The 22,400-nt window shown below is 35.6% G+C and carries 23 protein-coding genes (1 of these 23 running past the window's edge); 4 read left to right on the top strand and 19 right to left on the bottom strand.

Annotation, left to right across the window (positions count from 1 at the left end; translation table 11 throughout):
• The 9 genes from QM017_RS01390 to QM017_RS01350 form a co-directional block, all read right to left on the bottom strand.
• On the bottom strand, nucleotides 1-220 hold the 5' portion of the coding sequence (locus tag QM017_RS01390) for a histidine phosphatase family protein (RefSeq protein ID WP_282708636.1). Its footprint begins 410 nt before the window's first position; 220 of the gene's 630 nt are visible here — the first part of the coding sequence; it begins with the start codon at nucleotides 218-220; the stop codon falls past the left edge of the window.
• Between the two features lie 96 nt (nucleotides 221-316).
• Nucleotides 317-1,588, bottom strand: a complete 1,272-nt coding sequence (serS, locus tag QM017_RS01385; RefSeq protein WP_282708635.1) for a serine--tRNA ligase — start codon at nucleotides 1,586-1,588, stop codon at nucleotides 317-319.
• Nucleotides 1,589-1,872: 284 nt separating this feature from the next.
• Nucleotides 1,873-2,538 (bottom strand): hypothetical protein, encoded by a 666-nt coding sequence (locus tag QM017_RS01380; protein ID WP_282708634.1) that lies wholly within the window; start codon nucleotides 2,536-2,538, stop codon nucleotides 1,873-1,875.
• Nucleotides 2,539-2,623: 85 nt separating this feature from the next.
• The gene (locus QM017_RS01375) at nucleotides 2,624-2,869 is read right to left on the bottom strand and encodes a type B 50S ribosomal protein L31 (protein WP_178195566.1); all 246 of its coding nucleotides are present in this window, start codon (nucleotides 2,867-2,869) and stop codon (nucleotides 2,624-2,626) included.
• 100 nt (nucleotides 2,870-2,969) lie between these two features.
• The gene (rho, locus tag QM017_RS01370) at nucleotides 2,970-4,253 is read right to left on the bottom strand and encodes a transcription termination factor Rho (RefSeq protein ID WP_282708632.1); all 1,284 of its coding nucleotides are present in this window, start codon (nucleotides 4,251-4,253) and stop codon (nucleotides 2,970-2,972) included.
• A 16-nt stretch (nucleotides 4,254-4,269) separates the two neighbouring features.
• A complete protein-coding gene (locus QM017_RS01365; protein ID WP_282708631.1) occupies nucleotides 4,270-5,547 on the bottom strand; it encodes a UDP-N-acetylglucosamine 1-carboxyvinyltransferase in 1,278 nt (425 codons plus the stop codon).
• A gap of 255 nt (nucleotides 5,548-5,802) precedes the next feature.
• Nucleotides 5,803-7,401 (bottom strand): CTP synthase, encoded by a 1,599-nt coding sequence (locus QM017_RS01360; protein ID WP_178195560.1) that lies wholly within the window; start codon nucleotides 7,399-7,401, stop codon nucleotides 5,803-5,805.
• Nucleotides 7,402-7,577: 176 nt separating this feature from the next.
• Nucleotides 7,578-8,165: a DNA-directed RNA polymerase subunit delta gene (gene rpoE, locus QM017_RS01355; protein WP_178195558.1), complete on the bottom strand. Its 588-nt coding sequence runs from the start codon at nucleotides 8,163-8,165 to the stop codon at nucleotides 7,578-7,580.
• A gap of 43 nt (nucleotides 8,166-8,208) precedes the next feature.
• Nucleotides 8,209-8,640, bottom strand: a complete 432-nt coding sequence (locus tag QM017_RS01350; protein WP_282708630.1) for a DUF1934 domain-containing protein — start codon at nucleotides 8,638-8,640, stop codon at nucleotides 8,209-8,211.
• Between the two features lie 104 nt (nucleotides 8,641-8,744).
• On the opposite strand from QM017_RS01350, the gene QM017_RS01345 reads away from it, so the two are divergent.
• On the top strand, nucleotides 8,745-9,992 hold the full coding sequence (locus tag QM017_RS01345; RefSeq protein WP_282708629.1) for an HD domain-containing protein: 1,248 nt from the start codon (nucleotides 8,745-8,747) through the stop codon (nucleotides 9,990-9,992).
• 42 nt (nucleotides 9,993-10,034) lie between these two features.
• Here the strand turns inward: QM017_RS01345 and QM017_RS01340 are convergent, their stop codons facing one another.
• From QM017_RS01340 to QM017_RS01325, 4 genes are read right to left on the bottom strand one after another with little or no spacing between them, the layout of a single operon-like run.
• Nucleotides 10,035-10,400: a DUF3899 domain-containing protein gene (locus QM017_RS01340; protein ID WP_282708628.1), complete on the bottom strand. Its 366-nt coding sequence runs from the start codon at nucleotides 10,398-10,400 to the stop codon at nucleotides 10,035-10,037.
• Between the two features lie 16 nt (nucleotides 10,401-10,416).
• Nucleotides 10,417-11,307, bottom strand: coding sequence for a hypothetical protein (locus QM017_RS01335; protein ID WP_282708627.1), 891 nt, complete (start codon nucleotides 11,305-11,307; stop codon nucleotides 10,417-10,419).
• 36 nt (nucleotides 11,308-11,343) lie between these two features.
• Nucleotides 11,344-12,111 carry a YibE/F family protein gene (locus QM017_RS01330; RefSeq protein WP_282708626.1) on the bottom strand — a complete coding sequence of 256 codons (768 nt, stop codon included), beginning with the start codon at nucleotides 12,109-12,111 and terminating at the stop codon, nucleotides 11,344-11,346.
• On the bottom strand, nucleotides 12,098-13,207 hold the full coding sequence (locus tag QM017_RS01325; RefSeq protein WP_282708625.1) for a YibE/F family protein: 1,110 nt from the start codon (nucleotides 13,205-13,207) through the stop codon (nucleotides 12,098-12,100). The genes QM017_RS01330 and QM017_RS01325 overlap by 14 nt, the downstream gene beginning before the upstream one ends.
• Before the next feature lie 152 nt (nucleotides 13,208-13,359).
• Here QM017_RS01325 and QM017_RS01320 point away from each other — a divergent pair, with 152 nt between their 5' ends.
• Nucleotides 13,360-14,325: a biotin--[acetyl-CoA-carboxylase] ligase gene (locus QM017_RS01320; protein WP_282708624.1), complete on the top strand. Its 966-nt coding sequence runs from the start codon at nucleotides 13,360-13,362 to the stop codon at nucleotides 14,323-14,325.
• A 56-nt stretch (nucleotides 14,326-14,381) separates the two neighbouring features.
• On the opposite strand, the gene QM017_RS01315 is transcribed toward QM017_RS01320, so the two are convergent.
• Complete coding sequence (locus QM017_RS01315) at nucleotides 14,382-15,089, bottom strand: glucosamine-6-phosphate deaminase (protein ID WP_178196361.1); 708 nt, start codon at nucleotides 15,087-15,089, stop codon at nucleotides 14,382-14,384.
• Nucleotides 15,090-15,236: 147 nt separating this feature from the next.
• Nucleotides 15,237-16,859, bottom strand: a complete 1,623-nt coding sequence (locus QM017_RS01310) for an ATP-binding cassette domain-containing protein (protein WP_178196359.1) — start codon at nucleotides 16,857-16,859, stop codon at nucleotides 15,237-15,239.
• A 142-nt stretch (nucleotides 16,860-17,001) separates the two neighbouring features.
• On the opposite strand from QM017_RS01310, the gene QM017_RS01305 reads away from it, so the two are divergent.
• Together QM017_RS01305 and QM017_RS01300 are read left to right on the top strand one after the other, a co-directional pair.
• On the top strand, nucleotides 17,002-17,604 hold the full coding sequence (locus tag QM017_RS01305) for a GNAT family N-acetyltransferase (RefSeq protein ID WP_282708623.1): 603 nt from the start codon (nucleotides 17,002-17,004) through the stop codon (nucleotides 17,602-17,604).
• 52 nt (nucleotides 17,605-17,656) lie between these two features.
• The gene (locus QM017_RS01300; RefSeq protein ID WP_178196355.1) at nucleotides 17,657-17,881 is read left to right on the top strand and encodes a hypothetical protein; all 225 of its coding nucleotides are present in this window, start codon (nucleotides 17,657-17,659) and stop codon (nucleotides 17,879-17,881) included.
• Nucleotides 17,882-18,128: 247 nt separating this feature from the next.
• Here the strand turns inward: QM017_RS01300 and QM017_RS01295 are convergent, their stop codons facing one another.
• The 4 genes from QM017_RS01295 to purR all read right to left on the bottom strand — a co-directional run bounded on the left by QM017_RS01295 (nucleotide 18,129) and on the right by purR (nucleotide 22,386).
• Nucleotides 18,129-19,112, bottom strand: coding sequence for a ribose-phosphate diphosphokinase (locus QM017_RS01295; protein ID WP_178196353.1), 984 nt, complete (start codon nucleotides 19,110-19,112; stop codon nucleotides 18,129-18,131).
• Nucleotides 19,113-19,205: 93 nt separating this feature from the next.
• Complete coding sequence (gene glmU, locus QM017_RS01290; protein WP_282708622.1) at nucleotides 19,206-20,609, bottom strand: bifunctional UDP-N-acetylglucosamine diphosphorylase/glucosamine-1-phosphate N-acetyltransferase GlmU; 1,404 nt, start codon at nucleotides 20,607-20,609, stop codon at nucleotides 19,206-19,208.
• A 393-nt stretch (nucleotides 20,610-21,002) separates the two neighbouring features.
• Nucleotides 21,003-21,473, bottom strand: a complete 471-nt coding sequence (locus tag QM017_RS01285; protein WP_178196349.1) for a hypothetical protein — start codon at nucleotides 21,471-21,473, stop codon at nucleotides 21,003-21,005.
• 79 nt (nucleotides 21,474-21,552) lie between these two features.
• On the bottom strand, nucleotides 21,553-22,386 hold the full coding sequence (gene purR, locus QM017_RS01280; protein WP_178196031.1) for a pur operon repressor: 834 nt from the start codon (nucleotides 22,384-22,386) through the stop codon (nucleotides 21,553-21,555).
• Nucleotides 22,387-22,400 lie beyond the last annotated feature (14 nt).

The following is a 22,400-nucleotide window of genomic DNA, read 5'->3' as shown; positions in this document are numbered from 1 at the left end:
GTTCACTAAATTGACTCACAATTTCTTTAGCTGTACAGTAAGCACGTTTTTGTTGACTAGAATAAACTTTAGCAAAATCTACATCAACTAAGTATTGACCTACTTTACGTGCATTCACTAAACTTTCTGCCAATAACGCCGAATCAACCGTTCCTCCTTGGAATCTATTTTGCAAATTATATTCGGTCATTCCATGACGCACTAAATAAAATTTAGTCATAACCTTCACTCCTAAACAAATTCTTTCTTTAAGATTTTAACACTTTTTAAGTACTAAAAAAACAGCATGTGTCTAAACACATACTGCTCTTTGCTTTTATTTAGTAATTTTATCTAAACCACCCATATATGGTCGTAATACTTCCGGAATCGTTACTGAGCCATCTTCATTTTGATAATTTTCTAAAATTGCAGCCAATGTACGTCCAACCGCTAAACCTGAACCATTCAAAGTATGCACAAATTGTAATTTACCATTTTCGTCACGATATTGGATATGCGCACGTCTTGCTTGGAAATCTTCACAATTAGAACAGCTTGAAATTTCACGGTAGGTATTTTGTGCTGGCATCCAAACTTCTAAATCATAAGTTTTAGCTGCACTAAAACCCATATCTCCAGTTGAAAGTGTAATCACATGATAAGGCAAGCCAAGTTTTTCCATGATATTGCCAGCATTTTTTGTCATTTTTTCTAATTCTTCATAAGATTGTTCTGGTTTAGTGTATTTAACCATTTCAACCTTGTGGAACTGATGCATTCTAATCAACCCACGTGTATCGCGACCTGCACTACCTGCTTCTGATCTAAAACATGGGCTTAATGCTGTAAAGTTAACTGGTAATTCTTCACTTGGAATTACTTCATCACGATAATAGTTGGTCAAAGGTACTTCAGCAGTTGGAATTAAAGTCATACTTTCCCCTCGCATTTGGTAAACATCTTCTTTAAATTTAGGAAATTGACCAGTGCCATACATTGAATCATCATTAACCAAATAAGGCGTAATCATTTCGGTATATCCTTCTTTAGCGTGTTCATCTAACATGAAGTTATACAAAGCACGTTCTAACCGAGCACCTAATCCTTTATAATATACGAAACGTGCCCCGGATACTTTAGCACCTCGTTTAAAATCTAAGATTCCTAAATCTTCACCGATATCCCAATGAGCTTTTGGTTCAAATGAAAATTCACGCGGCGTACCAACCTTATAATTTTCGACATTTGCTTCTTCATCTTCACCTACAGGAATTTGTGGATTAGGCAAATTAGGGATACGTGCAGCCATATCGTAAACTATTTCATTAACTTCATTGATTTTTTCGTCTAATCCCTTAATCTTACCACCAACTTCACGCATTTGAGCAATTTGTTGGCTTGCATCTTCTTTATTGCGTTTAGCTTGGGCAATTGCTTCTGAAACAGTATTTCGTTGCATCTTTAGGTTTTCTGCTTCGACTAATAAGTCTCGACGCAACTTATCTTTAGCCAATAATTCGTCAATTGTAGCACCTTTAACCCCACGTGTTGCTAATCTTTCTTTTACTTCAGCTGTGTTTTGTCGAATCATTTTGATATCCAACATGATAATCTCTCCTTTGTAAATGAAAATAAAAAGCCTTCTCATCCCTTCACTGGGACGAAAAGGCTTTAGTCTTCCGCGGTACCACCCAAGTTCGCTTTTGCGCACTCATTTATAAGCTAACGGTTTTCCCGGACGGCATTACCCGTCGACACAATTTGCTGGAGTTTTCAGGCATCATGGTTTGCAGCAACCACCATGTCTCTGTTGCGCCTTACTTATGGCAAATTTTGGTGTCATCCATATTCTTAATACCAATCATAATATGATTTATACAAAAGTGCAAGTTAGATTTTATGAAACTCAAAGTTTTTCAACCAATGTTTATCTTTTGCTAATTTAATAATCACAAACACCATAAACAAAGCTGCTCCGATAAAATCCATCCATAAATCTCCCATAGTATCTAACAAAGCAGCGCGACCAACTAACGGCTTACCAGCTTGCATATAGCGTTGTAAATTCATCCCAAAACTATCACATGTAAATTCATAAAATTCCCATAACACTCCGCCTAAAACCCCAAATGCTACACCATACAAATAAACAAATGATCGCGATAAGCGAAAAATGATATCTTTAGGTAACATTGCTCCAAGTAACGACAATCCAAAAGCACTCACTAACGGGCCACTAAGCAAATGCAAACCTTTATCCCAATGAGCAACAATACTATAAAAATGATTAACTGTTCCTAAATAAACGGACCCATAGATGAATAATAAGAAAAATAAATAAATGACATCTGGTAATGAAAATTTACCTATTTTCGCAATAATTCTAGGCAAAAAAATCAATCCTAAACCTAAAACAATTTCAAAGGCTAAAAACCACGTTGCACTAGCTTGTGCTTGGGATTGTTGTAAAGCTTGTAAAATCGTCGCTATCAATGAATAAAGCATCGATAAGGTCACAAAAAGTAACACTATATTTAACAAACTCATCTTTTTCATCAATATACCTCCACAAAAAAATCTGCCCTTGACTCGATTATGAGTCAGCAAGCAGACTTTTTCAAGCAATATGCTGTTGTCAAAATTAGTTTGTAAAACCGTACTTCTTGTTGAAGCGATCCACACGACCATCGGCTTGTGTGAATTTTTGACGACCTGTGTAGAATGGATGAGAATCACTGGAAATTTCTACACGGATTAATGGGTATTCTTTACCTTCAAATTCAACAGTTTCTTTAGAAGTCTTTGTTGAACCAGATAAAAACTTGTAACCAGTTGCTGAGTCCATGAAAACTACTTCATGGTATTCTGGATGAATTCCTTGTTTCATTAGTATTTCGCTCCTTTGCCCTGAACCATTTGCTGCTTCAGAGTTATTCTGTGTGTCTTACAACACTCACCATCATAACATGAATGAATTTTTAGCGCAATCATCTTTTTTTGTTTTGCGTAGAATTTTGTAAAAGCGTTACACATTGACAAAATTGTTCATTATCCTTAGTCTTTTGCAACATTGCAAAAATCTTTTGCGTAGCTTTTTCAGGATCATCATCAAAATTTTGTCGTACATAATACACCACTTCACGTACTTTTGCATCAAACAGTAATTCTTCTTTACGCGTGCTTGACTTTTGTAAATCGATTGCTGGAAAAATACGTTTTTCTGCTAATTGCCGCAACAAATGCAATTCTTGATTTCCCGTACCTTTAAACTCTTCATAAATCACGTCATCCATACGGCTACCAGTTTCGATTAAGGCTGTCGCTAAAATCGTCAAACTGCCACCCTCTTCAATATTGCGTGCAGCTCCAAAAAATTTTTTAGGTGGATACAATGCAGCCGGATCTATCCCACCAGAAAGAGTTCGTCCACTTGGGGGAACCACTAAATTATAAGCACGTGCTAAACGCGTTAGTGAATCTAATAAAATAACCACATCTTGTTTATCTTCAACCAAACGCATCGCACGTTGCAAAACTAATTCAGCAATCCGAATATGATTTTCTGCCGATTTATCAAAAGTAGAATAGATTACTTCACCATCGATACAACGCTCTAAATCCGTTACTTCTTCAGGTCGCTCATCAATCAATAAAACAATTAGCTTTGCTTCTGGATAATTAGCACTAATCCCCCAAGCAATTTGCTTTAATAACGTTGTTTTTCCTGCTTTAGGCGGAGCAACAATCATCCCTCTTTGCCCTAAACCTAACGGAGCAAACAAATCAACAACTCGACTAGCTAAATTTTGCGAACTAGTTTCTAACTTCAATTGATGATTAGGATAAATTGGTGTTAAAGCTGGAAAATGAGATCTTTTTTTAGCTTCTTCTGGTGGCTTACCATTAACAGAATCAACATGCATCAAGCCATAGTAACGTTCGCCTGGTTTAGGCAAACGCACTTTTCCTGCTACCAAATCTCCCACGCGCAAATCAAAGCGTCTAATTTGAGAAGATGAAATATAGATATCTTCTTTAGAGGCAGAATAATTAATTGGACGTAAAAAACCATACCCTTCCTCTCGAGAAACGATATCCAAAACACCTTTCATGTAATAAAATCCCTCTTGCTCAGCTTGAGCACGCAAAACAGCCAAGACTAGTTCTTTTTTGTTCATATGGCTGTAATAAGAAATTTTATACTCACGCGCATAGCAGTATAATTCTTTGAGCGTCTTTTGTTCTAATTCATTTAACGTCAAACTAGCCACACCAAACACACCTCTTTTAATTCAAATCATCGGCAACTGTCATTATTTCTAAATTAACCGATAAACCTCTAAACTTATCGACAATACGATCGTAACCGCGCAAAATATTGTCTGCTTGAGTAATTATCGTTTTACCCTGAGCCATCAAGGCCAAGCCTAACAAGGAAACGCCCGCACGAATTTCACCAGCTTCCACAACTGCTCCTGTTAAATTAGCGGAATGCTGAATTGTAATCAAACCATCTTTACTAGCAATCTTTGCACCCATCTTTTGCATTTCAGAAATATGCTTAATTCTTTCAGGATATAAAGTATCAATAATAGTCGAGCTTCCTTTAGCTTTTAATAACAGTGGAGTCAACGGCTGTTGTAAATCGGTTGCAAATCCTGGAAAGGGTGCAGTTTTAATACTAACTGGCGCTAATAAATCTCCTCCTGGAACATAAATGCTATCTTCATCTATCTCCAATCTGACACCCATTTCAATTAGTTTAGCTAAGAAAGGATCCAAATGTTCAGTAATTACATTTTTTACCAATACACCTTCTCCATTAGCTGCGGCAAATGATAGATACGTCCCAGCTTCAATCCGATCAGGAATAATAGTGTGTATATTGTTAGCTTTTAGACTTTCCACACCTTGGATTCTAATTTCATTAGTTCCTGCTCCCCGAATCTTTGCCCCCATATTATTTAAAAAAGTTGCTAAATCAACAATTTCAGGTTCACGCGCAACATTTTCCATGACGGTTGTACCTTTAGCTTTAACTGCGGCTAACATAACATTAATCGTTGCTCCAACAGAAACCAAATCAAAAAAGATTCGAGCTCCTTTAAGTCCATCTTTTCCTGTCGTAATACTAACAACATTCCCTTTTTCGATAACTTTTGCTCCTAACGCTTGAAAGCCTTTAATGTGTTGATCGATGGGTCTAGGACCAATATTATCTCCACCTGGAAAAGCCACTGTAGCATTGCCAAATTTCCCTAACAACGCTCCCATAAAGTAATATGAAGCTCGTAAACTTCTGATTGCCTCACTAGGAAGGGGATTTTGCTTTATTTGAGTCGGATCTATCTGTAACACGCCATGATTAAAATGCGAGGTTACATTCATCGATTTTAAAATTAACATCAAGTTATGCACATCTAAAATATCTGGTACCGCATCAAATTTCACTGGTGTATCCGCCAAAATAGCTGCTGGTATCAAAGCAACTGTACTATTTTTAGCTCCACCAATAGTCACCTCGCCACGCAACTTTTGACCACCTTGGACAATCATCTTCTTCATTTTTCAGCCTCACTACTCAATTTCTATTTATAAGCACAATTCAAATATACACACTTAATCACTTTTAGCTTCAGTGTGCATCAACATTAATTTATTTCAAAAATATCTCAAGAAAAGATACCTTATTTCATCTTACAAGATACTCGCTTGGGTTTCAATCCATAATTACTGACATTTCTGCTTTTTACGAACATTTTATCAAAAATAAAAAGCAGTTGGCTAAAAATAACTAACTGCTTTTTATTTTTTCTTAAATTATTTTTCGGCACTAGCCTTAACAAAAGCTGCAAATAAACCTTCTGGGCGTTGCGGACGAGATAAGAACTCTGGATGATATTGTGCTGCCACAAAGAACTTATGATCCGTAATTTCAACAACTTCTACTAAACGATTGTCTGGTGAAGTCCCTGCAAAAGTTAAACCTTTTTCAGTCAAAATATCACGATATTTGTTGTTGAATTCATAACGATGACGATGACGTTGTTGGATAACACTTTGATTATCATAAGCGGCTGCAGTCTTAGTACCTGGTTTTAATTTACATGGATATAAACCAAGACGTTGTGTACCACCCATATTTTCAACATCAGCTTGATCAGCCATCAAGTCAATAATATTATTTTCACACTTAGGATCTACTTCTGCAGAGTTACAATCTGCTAAGCCAGCAACATCGCGTGCAAATTCGATACATGCCATTTGCATCCCTAAACAAATCCCTAAGAATGGCTTATTGTTTTCACGTGCATAACGAATAGATTGAATCATCCCTTCCAATCCACGATCACCAAAACCACCAGGAACGATGATACCATCATATTTTGCCAATTTAGCAGCCGCATTTTCTGCGGTAATTTCTTCGGAGTTAATGTAATCAATTTCTACTTTAGCATTAATTTGATAACCTGCATGCTTCAAAGCTTCGTTAACAGAAATATAAGCATCTGGTAATTGAGTATATTTACCAACCAAACCAATCTTAACTTGACCTGTTAAGCTTTGTACGCGGTCTTTTAATTGACGCCATTCTTCCATATCCGCTTGTGGTGTATCTAAATGCAACTTAGCACATACGATATCGTCCATATGTTGCGCTTGAAGATTTAACGGAATTTGATACAATGTGTCAACATCCATTGATTCAATAACATCTTCTGGTTCAACATCACAAAAATTAGCAATCTTATTACGCATATCTTGTGAAATTGGTTTTTCCGTTCTTAAAACCAAGATATTTGGTTGAATTCCTAAACCACGTAATTCTTTAACACTGTGTTGTGTTGGTTTAGTCTTCATTTCACCAGCTGCATTCAAGTAAGGTACTAAAGTTGTATGGATATAAACAACGTTGTCTGCACCAACTTCGGATTTCATTTGACGCAAAGCTTCCAAAAATGGTAGAGATTCAATATCACCAACAGTTCCACCAACTTCTGTAATAACCACATCGGCATCCGTAATTGCACCAGCACGCATGATTTTTTCTTTAATCATGTTTGTAATGTGCGGAATAACTTGAACTGTTGCACCTAAATAATCACCACGACGTTCCTTTTGTAACACTTCTGAATAAATTTTACCTGTCGTTACATTAGAATATTTATTTAAGTTGATATCAATAAAGCGTTCATAGTGACCGAGGTCAAGATCTGTTTCTGTACCATCATCAGTTACAAAAACTTCTCCGTGTTGATATGGACTCATTGTACCAGGATCGACGTTGATATATGGATCGAATTTTTGAATAGTAATCTTTAAACCTCGATTTTTTAATAAGCGACCTAAAGATGCAGCTACGATACCTTTCCCTAAAGAGGATACAACACCGCCAGTAACAAAAATATACTTGGTCATTATAAATGCTCTCCTTTGATTAAATATTGTTTTAGCTTGGGGATAATAAAATAACAAGCTCCCTATCCAAACTCTATGAATAGGGAGCTCTGATTACCGTGCTTTTTGTCTCCACAATATGTGAAGCGCCCATAAAGCATTTTACATAATAATTAAATGAGCGTCAAGAACGAACTTTAGATTTCTTCATCTAAAGAATCATCACTTAATTCCGACAATTGCCCTTCGATTCCATCAGGTAAATCATCTTCATCATCATCGTCTGATTCTCCGATATCACTTAAATCTTTACTATATTCTTTTAACTCTTGATCTTCTTCATCATCATCGTCATCGACATCATAATCATTTTCGATATCATCACTATCTTCTGGATCATCATCGTCATAATCGATCACGTCATCATCGGTAACGTCATCCAAAAAGGCGTTGACTTTCTTTCTGCTCTTACGTGTTGGACGATCTTCTTCATCGTCGTCTTCAGAATGAACAAGTGCTTCATCGATTGATTCATATGGGTACCATGAGCGTAGGCCCCACATATTATCGCCCAAGGAAATAAAGCTACCATCGATGTTTAAATCCGTATAAAATTGAGGTAAACGTTCGCGAATTTCTTCATCACTTTTTCCAAGATATTGTTGGATAGCATTTGTTAAATCAGCAAAAGCCATCACATCGCTTCTATCTTTCAAAATCGCACGTGCAACTTCAATCATCGACAATTCTTCTTTATTGACATTTTTGAATCTTTCTAGCTCCAAACCATACACGTCCTTTCAACAGTCTACTCCTCATCTTACAATACTATGCGTTAAATTGCAATCTTATTTTGTATTCTCCCAACAGTTCATGACCGCTATGAAGTTGGTAATCAACCAAAACCGCCCCACTATTTTGGGGCGCAATTAAATTGATTTGTAAATCTTGCGTTAATGTCTCTAAGCTCAAATTATTCGCTCCAATTCGATAATTAGCTCTTTGTCTAGTTTGCTTATCAAATATCAATCGCAACAATAAATCTTCTTGCCGTCTAATTAATTGTAACTGTTCAGACTTGAATTTCATGGTTACCAAAGCATCGGCTTGATCGGTATATTTTTCATAGTAACGTAAATATCCAACATCTCCAATAACAGTAAAATTACCAGTCGTTTCTATTGTAAATTCTTCTAACTCATTTCCTTGTTTAATTTGCGTACTGACATTTACATGTACAGGAACTTCATTTTTTACCATCTCATCTAACCTCTTTTTATCTTCTATCTAAAAATCACAAGCTTTTTTCGTACCTTTTGTCCTACATGTTATAATACATGTATTATAACAAAGGAGGCGTGCAAATGCTTGTGCGTGAAAAAGTTTTACGTGATCCTATCCATAATTATATCTATATTCAACATCCTGTCATCTTAGACTTACTTAATTGCCGTGAATTCCAACGTTTGCGTCGCATTAAACAATTAGGCACAACCAGCTATAGTTTTCATGGGGCTGAACATTCACGTTTCTCACACTCGGTTGGTGTTTATGAGATAACCCGTCAAATTTGTGACTTGTTTGCACGTAACTATCCTAGCCAAACTACCCAAGATGGTCTTTGGAATGATAATGAACGACTAGTTGCCTTATGCGCTGCGTTACTCCATGATATTGGGCATGGACCTTATTCACATACCTTTGAAAAAATTTTTAACACCGATCATGAAGAAATGACATGTCGTATTATTTTAGATAAAACAACACAAATTCATCAAATTTTAGCTAACACTGACGCCTCACTACCAAAAAAAGTAGTCGCTGTCATTCAAAAAACTTATCCTAATCAGCAGGTCGTTCAAATGATTTCTAGTCAATTGGATGCCGATCGTATGGATTATTTACTGCGTGATTCATATTTTACTGGTGCTAAATACGGAACATTTGATTTGACTAGAATTTTACGTGTTATGCGTCCTTACAAAGGAGGAATCACCTTTGATTTTGAGGGAATGCATGCTGTTGAAGATTATATTGTCAGCCGTTTTCAAATGTATCAGCAAATTTATTTTTATCCAGTCTCGCGTTCAATGGAAGTTTTACTTGGTAATCTTTTAGCTCGTGCTAAAGATCTCTTTTTGGAAAATAAATTAGATGATCAATTGACGACACATTTTTTAAAACCGTTTTTTGCCAAAAATGAAATTCCGCTACAAACATATTTAAGCTTAGACGATCATGTCTTAAATACTTGTTTTAATATCTGGCAAACACACGAAGATCCTATTTTAAGTGATTTGGCACAACGCTTTTGTAATCGCCAACCATTTAAATCACTCAAAAATACACCAAAAAACGCTCAAAAGATTAACGAAATTAAACAAGCACTTAAAGATGCTAAGCTTGATGAAAAATATTATACGGCTTTAAACGACAGCTATGATTCACCTTATGCTGTAGATGATGCTAAAAAGAAAACACCAATTACTTTGTTTAAAGACTGTGATGATTTTGTTGAACTTTCCAATGCAAGCGCCATTGTAAATGCTATTCGTGATAAACAAGTCGGTGATGAACGTTTCTTTTTCCCAAAAGAGTTTAGCTCAATTTAAAAGCACAAGTCTGATATGAAAAACATGTCAGACTTGTGCTTTTTATAATGTAATCAAAACTGCTAAAACAATCAAACACAATCCCAATAATAAACTGTTAAATGCTAATTTTTCAAAGTGAATTGGTTTATTTTTTAACGAACCAACCCGGTGAACATCAATTTTACGTTTAGCAAACTCTTCATCACTTTCACCTTTTCTTTGTTTTTGAAACCAACCTGCCAATAAGTGTGCATGCAATAAAATATCGATAACAGCCAAGCACACCAAGGCCAGGCCGGACAAAAACAGCCAATCTGATACACGTGTTTGTTGTTTAAAAATTATTCCATAACACATCACTAAAACGGCTAGTAACAAAACGCCTCCAACAATTTTGGGGCAAAATTTAGCTTTAAGTCTATTCATAAATTCCTACAATCCTTTAATTAATATCTATATATTGTCCAGTAATCTCATTTAACTTTTGAGCTTTTTTAGTTTGCATATTAAATTTATACATACCTTTAAGGTTAGATAATTGATTATCGGCTTGACTAGTATGGCGAATCTCAATTTGATATTGGTTTTGTCCTAGACTTTGCACATAATATTGATCACCATCTTCACTTGGAATAGCCGTTGCTTGTTTAAAGGCAGAAATAACTTGATCGTTACTTAGGCTTTGGACAACTTGATTAATTTGATCATTAGATGCTCCGTTAATATCTTGCCCTGTCTTTTTAGCATATTCATCTTGGACAATCTTTGAATTGCGCGCATTTGCTTGCTCGCTAGCTGTTTGTTTTTCGCTTTGTTTTTGAGCTTTGGCAATCAAATCTTCATAAGAATTTGCCTTTTTTTGTAAATTTTTAACTGCAACTAGCTTATTTGACAAGGCTTGTAACGATTGTAAACTTCCTCCTGCAGCAAAATATTTTTGAGCTGCATAATAATCTTTGACTTCACTGTAATAGGTTTGAGCAAGTTGAATAGTTTGATAATCTTTAGTTAACTTAGTAACTTGTTTTTTCACCGCACTTGGCCCTTGAATCTTTTGCAAATCAGCTAATTTTTTCTTAGCTGTTGTTAAATCAGGTTTATCGAGTGCTTTTTTTACTGCAATTAAATCTGTTACATTTTGCGTTAAACCTTTAATCTTGGCGTTTTGTGGAGCATCTTTTAACTTCGCTAAAGCTGTTGTTTGTTGCCCATCTTTAATCTTTACTAACGCCGCTTGATATGCTTTATCCGCTTGTTTTTCTTGACTTTGAGCGCAACCAGCTAAACCTAACATAAACACCGTAGCAATCACTACACTTATTCGTTTTTTCATGGGCTACTCCCCCTTTTTATTGTTCACTTAATTATATCATGAAATATCTCTTTTTTGGGAACGCATCAATTTGCGTGTCATCAAATAAATCGTCAACCAAATTACTAAAATAACTGCTAAAGCTGCATATAAAACTAACATGCATTCTGCTACAAATATTTTGGAATTAAAATAATACCCAAACGTATTTTTTAAGCGATATAACAAGATAAACAACGCCAAATCACTACCAAACATCCCAAAAAATAAAGTATTAAATGTCATGCCCATAATTTGAAATCCGATAACTTTACCACTTTTAATCAACTGCACAGTAGTTAGTGTTGGATTTTGTTGCCACAATTCTTCTAGTCCACTTGCAATTGCTATTGCTGCTTCTGCCAAAGCCCCTAATGTACTTAAGATAGTCGTAGCTAGCAATAATTGTCTAAAATCTACACCAATCAACAGGTTAAAAGCCTCGATTTGTTCGGATTGCTCATTGGCAAATCCTGCTGTATTAGCCAAATAATCTAATGGAATAATCAACAAAACCATTACACCTAAGACGATTAAAGTTGCTACAAAGGCCACATTGGTTGCACGCTCATCATGACTCCCTAAATAAATCGTCAAAGCCAAAATACAAATTCCAAAAAAGATACATATCCAGATAATGTTAAAGCCACTTGCAATTAAAATAACTGCCAAAAAAAGTAAGCCAAAATTCAATATCACACCTAGATATGCAGCCAACCCTTGTTTACCGCCAACTAAAATCATCAAAATTCCTAAAACTAACGTCAATAAACTAAGAGACGACATCTTTTTTTCCTCCTAACGCCATAGCAGCCAATAAACTTGCACTTGGAATCACCAAGACTACACCTATCGCACTTATCAAAGCTTCTAAAATCCCTAAAGACATCGTCCATTCAAACGTATAAGCAAAGGTATTGCCATTTCGTAAATAAAGCACGCTTAAAGCAAAACTTTCGGCAAAAAAGATTAATAACAACACATTAATCAAAGGGCCCATCACAGCTTGCCCTACTTGGCGTCCTGATTTAAACAATTGCGCTTGCGAAACATTAGGATTGGTTTGTTTTAATTCAAATAACGTAGAAACAATATCTGTAGCAGCATCCATCACCGCTCCTAATAAACCAATGACTGTCGCAGATAAAAAAAGTTGTTTGGGAGCTTGGGTCGCGAAATCCAACGCTTCATAATGAATCCCTTTTTGTCCTGTAACTGCAATCAATAACATGCTCAACCCTAAAGCGCTACTTGTCGCCAAGATTACGGCTAAAAAAGTAACAAGACACTGTTTATTCAATCCAATAACTAAACTCAAAGATAATAGTGTAAATAACACCGCACTAAGAGCAAATAGCCAAAAGAAATTATTCAAATTCAACACAACATCTAGTTGAATGAAAAATAAAAATAACAAGACATTTAAAATTACACTTAGCAAGGTCTTTAAACCTTGCATACGCATCATCAAATATAAAACAACTACAACTAACCAAACCAAAAAGATCAGATAAACATCGCGTTTTAAATCGGATAATGTTATGCTCAACTGTCCATCTTTTAGCCTATGAATGTCTAAAAAGACTTCTTGACCTGGACGATATTTTTGACTCAATGCCCCTGATTTAGCAAAAGTATTATTGACAGTCACTTTTTTATTGGCATAATGTCCATTTAAGATTTTAAGCGTCACTAGTTGTGTAGTTTGGACATCATGATTGCCAAATTCATCGACGTTTTTTTGCACTGTTTGCTGTTTAACAGTCATAACTTTGCCGATTGGTTGGCGATATAATTTTGCATTATTTTTTGTGAAAAACAACAATAAAATACCGCTTAAAGCTAATATTACCAATGTTAATCCTTGTTTTTTGTTAATCATATTTCACCAACTTTCTTTTTAACGATACCACGAAAAAACCTTGAGTAAAATCTTTAAATTAAATCTTAATATTCTTTTTAGCTTGCCACTTGGACTCAAAGCCACTTCTTAGTTATAATAATTACGAAATAAAGTAAAGTGAGCTGATTGAAATGAACACCACTAAAAAGTTAATCCAAATCTTAGCAAACAGTAACGATTTCATCTCAGGACAAGAATTGGCTGACAAATTGCAAGTCTCACGTACTGCGGTTTGGAAAGCAATCAAAACCTTACAAAACGAAGGATATGCCATAGAAAGTCGGCAAAAAAGCGGCTATCGCCTAGCAGATAATGATAAATTGTCTGCTGCGCTAATTAAAAGTTATCTACCAACAGATTTACAATTAGATTTTGAGATTCATCAATCACTAAACTCAACCAACACCCGCGCCAAAGAGTTAGCGGCTATGTCTAAGTTAACAAATCCACTTGTCATTATCAGTGAAGAACAAACTGCCGGTTACGGACGTCACGGACGTTTCTTTAGTTCACCTCAAAAAACCGGGATTTATTTAAGTCTGTTATTAAACAATACTCACACTAATTTTAATCCAGGCTTATTAACCACGGCAGCTGCAGTTGCAATGCACCGCACTATTTTGCACAAATTAGATACTACAGCTCAAATCAAATGGGTTAATGATTTATTGCTAAACAACAAAAAAGTATGTGGCATCTTAACTGAAGGTATTGTTGATTTGGAAAGTCGTAGCGTTAGTCAAATCATTTTAGGCTGTGGGATTAACTATCTAACTCCTTTAAGTTCTTTTGATTATGATTTAAAGAAAACTGTAGCCTCTTTACGTGATCAAGCTTTGGCTAAAAATGTAAGTCGTAACGAATTTATCGCTAGTTTTTTAAGCGAATTTTTTGATATTTATTCTAATTATCAAACCGCTTCTTTCATGGATGAGTACCGCAAAAATTGCTATTTACTTAATCACGAAGTCACAATTACGCAAGGTGATAAAGTCTTTAATTCTGTTGCAGTTAATATTAACGATAATGGTGAATTAGTTTTAGCAAATGGTCAAACACTTAGTTCAGGTGAAGTTACTAAGATTCGTCCACGTTAATTTGATATATGTAAAAATCCCTCTCTACTCAAAAAAGTAAAGAGGGATTTTATTTTTTAGCTTCTTAATAAGGCAGCAGCTGCTTCATCGGCAATCACGACTACATCTTGATGTCTTTGTAAAATACTTGCAGGAACATCTTCTGTTATTGGACCTTTGACCATTTTGCGAATAACTTCTGCTTTAGCTGGACCATAGGCTTCAAGCAAGATTTTCTTAGCCTTCATGATGCTACCGATTCCCATTGAATAAGCATATTTAGGTACTTGATCTTCATTTTCAAAGAAGCGTGAATTAGCTTCAATTGTTGATTCAGTCAAACGAATCTTTTGTGTCTTACCATCAAAAGAAGAGCCTGGTTCATTAAAACCAATATGACCATTTTGACCAATACCTAATAATTGAAGATCAATTGGATTTTTTTCAATCAATGCATCATACCGTGCAGTTTCTTTTTTAGCATTTTTAGCCAAACCATCTGGTAAGTAAGAATGCGCAAATGGCTTTTTACTAAATAAATGTTGATTCATAAAATAATGATAACTTTGCGGATCATTTGCTCCTAAACCAACATATTCATCTAAGTTAATCGAAGTACATTTTGAAAAGTCTAAATCACTATCTACAATTTGTGCATAAGTTGTTTCTGGAGTGCTACCAGTTGCCAAACCAAAAACCTTAGCGCCATTGTCTAAAGCTTCTTTAAATACTTTAAAGCCTTCGCGACCGCCTTCGATACTATCTTTAACAACAATAATCTTCATGATAATTTCCTCCATTATTTTATCGCTTCCATTGGTATAGCCCAATTATAATATGGTCTATACCTATTTGCAAGCCTTATTTGCTAAAATCTAAAAAAACTCTTGGTTTACATCTCAAACGAGATAAAACCAAGAGTTTTCTATATATTAATAAAGTTTAGCAACTTGTTGTTGAACAGTTTCGTGCTCTAAAAATTCGTCGTATGTTGTATCTGGACGATCAACAACACCTTTATCGGAAACTTCGATAATATGGTTAGCAATTGTTTGAATGAATTGATGGTCGTGAGAGGTAAATACCAATGAACCAGGAAACGCTACTAACGCGTCATTTAAAGCCGTAATTGATTCAAGATCCAAGTGATTCGTTGGATCATCCATCAACAAGACATTGCCTTGCAAAAGCATCATCTTAGATAACATGCACCGTACCTTTTCGCCCCCAGATAAAACTTTGATTTGCTTTTCAATGTCATCACCTGAAAAGAGCATCTTACCTAAAAAGCCGCGCAAGAAGGTGTTATCATTTTGCTCTTTAGTTGCATATTGTCGTAACCAATCTAAAATGCTTAATTCATCATTATTGAAGTTAGCATTCAAGTCTTTTGGCATATAACTTCTAATCGTGGTTTGACCCCAAGTCACACTACCAGTATCAGGTTCTAACTCACCGGCGATGATTTGCATCAAGGTCGTTTGCGCTAAGTCATTGCGTGAAATAATCGCTGCTTTTTCACCTGGACGAATCATAAAGCTAACATTATCTAGGATTTTGACTCCATCAATAGTCTTAGAAACATTTTCAACTTTTAATAAATCATTACCCAATTCACGCTCCATTTCAAATTTGATGAATGGATACTTACGTGAGGAAGGTTTGATATCATCTAAAGTAATTTTTTCTAATTGTTTCTTACGTGACGTAGCTTGCTTAGATTTAGACGCATTTGCAGAAAAACGTGCGATAAATTCTTGCAATTCTTTGATCTTTTCTTCTTTTTTGGCGTTAGCATTAGCTTGCAATTTAGCTGCTAATTGACTTGATTCCAACCAAAAATCATAATTTCCTACATACAACTTGATCTTACCAAAATCAACATCACACATCATCGTGCAAACTTGGTTTAAGAAATGGCGGTCGTGGGAAACAACAATCACAATATTTTTATAATCAGCTAAAAAGTTTTCTAACCAGGTAATAGTATGCACATCTAACCCGTTAGTTGGTTCGTCTAGTAATAAGATATCTGGGTCACCAAATAACGCTTGGGCCAATAAGACTTTAACCTTTTGACTTTCCGTTAGTTCACTCATCTTTTGATAATGCATGTCTTCACTAATACCTAGTGATTGCAACAATTGCGATGCATCAGCTTCAGCGTTCCAACCGTCCATTTCAGCAAATTCACCTTCAAGTTCAGCCGCTTTAATACCATCTTCTTCCGTAAAATCTTCCTTAGCATAAAGTGCGTCTTTTTGCTTCATAACTTGGTATAAACGTTTGTGTCCTTGAATAACGGTTTCCATCACATCAAATTCTTCAAAACCAAAGTGATCTTGACTTAAACTTGAGATTCGTTCATTTGGTCCAAAAGAAATATTACCTGTAGTAGGCTGCAAACTACCTTCCAATAACTTTAAAAAAGTTGATTTACCAGCGCCATTTGCCCCAATGATTCCATAACAATTTCCCGGTGTAAACTTCAAGTTAACTTCATCGTATAAAACGCGTCCCGATAGATTCAAACTCAAATCAGTAACTGTAATCAAAACATTAACCTCTCTTTAATTAATTTAAACATTAAGTTCAATGTACCATAGATACAAAGTCAATTGCAATATTGAGATAATTACTTAACAACTAACTTGATGTCAAGTATCATTAAGATAACTATTTTAAAGGAGCAATATTATGGAAAACCTAACTTTTCGGATTGCCAAACCTAGCGATGCGGCTCAACTTTTAAATATTTATACCCCTTATGTCACAAACACAGCCATTACATTTGAAACAACTCCACCTAGCTGTGCGCAATTTAAAAAACGTATTGAAACAACCTTACAGCGCTATCCATACATTGTCGCCATAAAAGACGAAAAAATTATCGGTTATGCTTATACCAGCAGTTTCAAAGATCGTAGCGCCTATAATTGGAGTGTGGAAACTTCTATTTACTTAGATTCTTCAGCCCAAGGCTTAGGAATTGGTACGCGCTTATATCAACTGTTAGAAAAAATCAGTGCGGCTCAAAACGTTATCAGCTTAAACGCTTGTATCGCTTACCCTAAGACGCCGACCAATCCTTACTTAAATTTGACCAGTCCAAAATTTCATGAGCATCTAGGATTTAGCAAATGTGCTCATTTTCATGACTGTGCGTATAAATTTGACCAATGGTTTGATATGATTTGGATGGAAAAACATCTCCTTATCCCACCTAAACCTAATTCTTTCATTGAATTTGCACAAATCAAAGATCAATTAGTTCGCCAAGGTGTAATAACTTTTGACTAAAATGTTTTCGTGGTAAAATAAAGTTAACAAAAGAAATAATGAGGTGAGCTTTATGAGTGAAAATGTCTTTTTTAATCCAGGCCAGTCGCTTGCTAGCGAATATGATTTCGATAAAGCCTATATAGCGGCTAAAATTCATCACGCAAAATCCAAACAACCTATTTTGTTAGTTCAAGAAAAAAACGGTCAAACATATTATATTTTCGATGAAGCTGCCGCCTTAAAAGATCAAAAACAACATACACAAGCTTTTAAACTAGTCAAACGACTCGACTAAAAAAGCTAGTACAATTCCTGTACGCTAGCTTTTTGGCTCTATAATTTTTAGGACTGCTAGAATTTTTAGCGGTCCTATTTTTTTGTAAAAAAACAAAAAGACATATAAAAATGTCCGTGAGAATAAAGTCGTCAAAACAATTCTAAAAGGAAATTTTTATATGTCTATAAATAATTCTATCAAAAAATTCTTCACTATTAAAAGATACAAAGAGCAAATGTAGCTCTTTTAAAGAAAATTTCGCTAACTATTCTTTTTCGTGTGCATAGAAACGATTCTTAAACAACGGACTAACCGGTTTGTTTTCATGAATTCGTTTGATTGCATCACCGATTAGTGGCCCAACGGAAACTTCGATTAACTTATCGATTTGTTTTTCTTCAGGCAACTTAATCGAATCTGTTACGATTAAATGCTTAATTGGAGATTTTTCGATTCTTTCAATTGCAGGACCCGATAAAACTGGGTGAGTTGCCGATGCATAAACTTCAATTGCGCCAGCATCCATCAATGCTTGTGCAGCTAAAGTAATCGTACCAGCAGTATCAATCATATCGTCGATTAAGATACAACGCTTGCCTTCAACAGAACCAATGATGTTCATGATTTCAGCCACATTGGCTTTAGGACGACGCTTATCAATGATTGCGATTGGTGCTTTCAAAAATTCTGCTAACTTGCGTGCACGTGTCACCCCACCATGGTCAGGTGATACGACAACAGCATCTTTATCTAAGCCATTAGCCAAGAAGTAATCGGCTAACAACGGTGCACCCATCAAGTGATCAACTGGAATATCAAAGAAACCTTGAATCTGTGCCGCATGCAAGTCAAGCACAATCACACGATTCACACCTGCTTTTTCTAACATATCTGCTACTAATTTAGCGGTAATTGGTTCACGTGAGCGTGCCTTACGATCTTGACGTGCATATCCGTAATAAGGAATTACCACGTTGATTGTTGCAGCACTTGCGCGTCTCAAAGCATCCACCATAATTAAAAGTTCCATCAAATTATCGTTAACTGGTGCAGAAGTGGATTGTACGATAAAGATTTCATCTCCACGTACACTTTCTTCAATATTGATACGGATTTCACCATCACTAAAACGATCAACCGAAGTTTTCCCTAAAGGAACACCTACAGCTTGCGCAATTTTTTCAGCTAAGGGTTTGTTTGAGTTCAAAGCAAATATTTTAAGCTTTGGACTATTGCAATGTTCAGACATAGCAGCCTCCAATTATTTATCTTTTTTCTAATATAATCTTATTCATTTGTGCAATTAAAATCAAGCAGTTCCGTGATTTTTCTTCATCAATTATTATTGATTATCTTCTTCTAACGCTTTAGCTGCCTGAGCTACTGGATATTTATCGTAATATCCTTTTTTATTAACTTGACGACCACGCGCAATCGCCATATCGTGTGCTTGGACATCATCAGTAATTGTTGAACCAGCCGCCACATAGGCATGATCACCGATATTAACTGGTCCAATAATGTTTGAACCACTTCCAACAAAAGAATAGTCCCCAACAGTCGTATGATGCTTATTAATTCCATCATAGTTGACAAATACAGTACCACAACCCACATTAATTTCTTTGCCTAAAGTAGCATCACCTACATAAGTCAAATGTCCAACCTTCGTATTTTGTCCAATTTGTGCTTTTTTAACCTCAACAAAATTACCAATATGAACGCCTTGTCCAATATCTGCTTGTGGTCGCAAATGACTATAAGGACCGATATTAGAATGTGCATGCATCACGGCTTTTTCGATAACAGAAGCTGTTACAGTCACATCATCTTCTAAAACAGAATCAACAATCTGGCTATGTGCCCCGATCACACAGTCATTTCCAATAACCGTGTGTCCTTTCAAGACTACACCACCTTCAATCACAGTATCACTGCCAATCTTGACGTCCACATCAATATAAGTACTATCCGGATCAACCAAGGTTACACCATTTTTCATGTGTTTTTCGTTGATTCTTTGTTGCATTACCTTAGTAGCATTTGCTAAGGCTACACGATCATTTACTCCCATAGATTCTTCAAATTTCTTCATTTGATAAGCAGCTACTATCTTACCTTCTTTTTTGAAGACTTCCATCACATCGGTTAAATAATATTCACCTTGCGCATTATCATTCTTGATTTGATGAAGGGCATGGAAAAGTTCTTGATTATCAAAGCAATATACTCCGGTGTTGATTTCTGTAATTGCTGCTTCTTCTTTAGTAGCATCTTTTTGTTCAACAATTTTTTCAACAATCCCTAATTCATTACGCACAATTCGTCCATATCCAAACGGTTCTGGAGTGTGTGCTGTTAAGACCGTTGCAACGGCCCCTTTGGATTTATGATATTCGAATAATTCCGCAAAAGTTTTAGCAGTCAACAACGGGGTATCCCCACAAGCAATCAAAGTCATTCCTTGACAATCTTTTAACAATTCTTCAGCTTGTAAAACTGCATGTCCAGTTCCAAGTTGTTCTGCTTGCAAAACGTATTCTGTTCGATTCAACAAGGCTTCTTTTACCTTATCGGCTCCATGGCCCACGACCGTTACAATCTTGTCCATTTCATTTTTTTCAATTTGTGTCAAGACATGATCTACCATCGCCTTACCACATACAGGATGTAAAACCTTATAAAGTTTAGATTTCATACGGGTTCCTTGCCCGGCAGCCAAGATAATCGCATACTTTGCCATCATTAGCACTCCTTCAAATCATTTCCTAATTAATATTACAGACCGTATTATAACACAAAAAAAGCACTGATTTAATGTGGCTCTATAATTTTTAAGACTGATAGAATTTCTAATGATCCTAATTTTTTGTAAAAAGGCAAGCAACTATGTTTTTTCGATTGCTTTGTCAAATATCTAAAAAAGTTTCTATGAAAATTCACAACAAAAAATTCTTTAGATACGAATGCCGATATCTCTATGCAAGTCTTTAAGGCAGGGCATTACTGCTTTTTCTAAACCACTGTAAATAAAAAACTCTCCTTACTAAAAAATAGTAAAGAGAGTTCATGAAATCAAAGTTAATAACTTCAATCTTTAACGACTACTCTATCAGTCCAATTTGACAAAGAGCCAATATTAGTGTGTCAATTCATCATATTGCTCTTGTAAAAGTTTTTGTGCTTGCTTAGCATGGTGATAATCTTGCAAACGAAATAATGTCTTATTTTCGTTCATTTCATTAATTGCGTGTTGCATGATTACTTTACTATTCAAATAACTTTCACGGGCAATCCGTTTTGTTTTTTGATATAACTTGCGTTTTTGTTTAGCATCCATATGTTCAAAACGTTGAACACGTTTAACATCTTTAAAATTTTGGTAGGTCTCTTTAAATATTGTCATAAAAGTTTGCTCTGCAGTGGCATAACTTTGTTCATAATGCAAGACTACTGTAGCTAACCCCCCTGAAATACCTACCAAAATTAAAGCACTCCATAGTTTTAATTGACTGCCTTGGCCATTTTTATGACAAAAAACTCCACATATTGCGCATATTAATGCGGCAATTAACACCAAGATTAGCAAGCCAGATACTAAGATTCCCATGGTTCCCCCAATCTGACAAAACTCTTTTTAGTCCTGTAATCTTTTCACTAAAAAGCAGTGTGCAAATATCACCACTAAATTATTTTTCCCCAAAAACTTTTTCTAAATAACTACCTGCACTAGCATGAATCGTTTTATCCAAAGTATTAACTTTATCTACTTTTAATAACGATGTATAATCGTCAACCATTCGTTTGCCTTCAAATGAGCCTTCTGCAAAAACAGTGATTCCCACCAGTTCTGATTCGAATTCTTCAATCATTGATTTCATCCCGTTGACGGTTCCACCGCCCTTCATAAAATCATCAACGACTAAAACATGTGAACCACGCTTTAAACTTCGCTTAGATAATTCCATCTTTTCAATTCTTTCGCTTGAACCAGAAACGTAATTTACAGAAACAGTCGAACCTTCTGTAATCTTGGAATCACGACGTACAATCACAAAAGGAACATTCAAATAACTAGAAACACTTTGTGCAATAGGTACCCCTTTGGTAGCTACAGTCATTACGGCATCAACTTTTTTGTCAATATATTGACGTGCAATTACACGTCCAACTTTACGTAAAACTTCAGGATTCCCCAATAAATCGGATAAATACACATAACCACCTGGTAAAAGACGATCTTCTTCACATAAAGACTTAACCATTTCTCCGATGAAAGTTCGTGCCTCATCTTCTGAAATCGAAGGAATAAAACGTGCACCACCGGCCGCACCAGGAATTGTTTCTAAAATCCCAATTCCACGTGTCTGAAAGGTTCGCTTAATAATCGCCAAATCTTCACTAATCGACGACTTAGCTGACTCATAACGATCTGCAAAAAAAGTCAATGAAATCAATGTATGTGGACGTTCTAACAAGTAACGGGTCATATCGATCAAACGATCACTTCTTCTAGTTTTCAAAATAATTCCTCCAA

This window comes from Ligilactobacillus sp. Marseille-Q7487 (assembly GCF_949152225.1).
GTDB lineage: Bacteria > Bacillota > Bacilli > Lactobacillales > Lactobacillaceae > Ligilactobacillus.
Note: the sequence above shows the minus strand (reverse complement) of the source record. Positions and strands in the feature narration are given on the sequence as shown.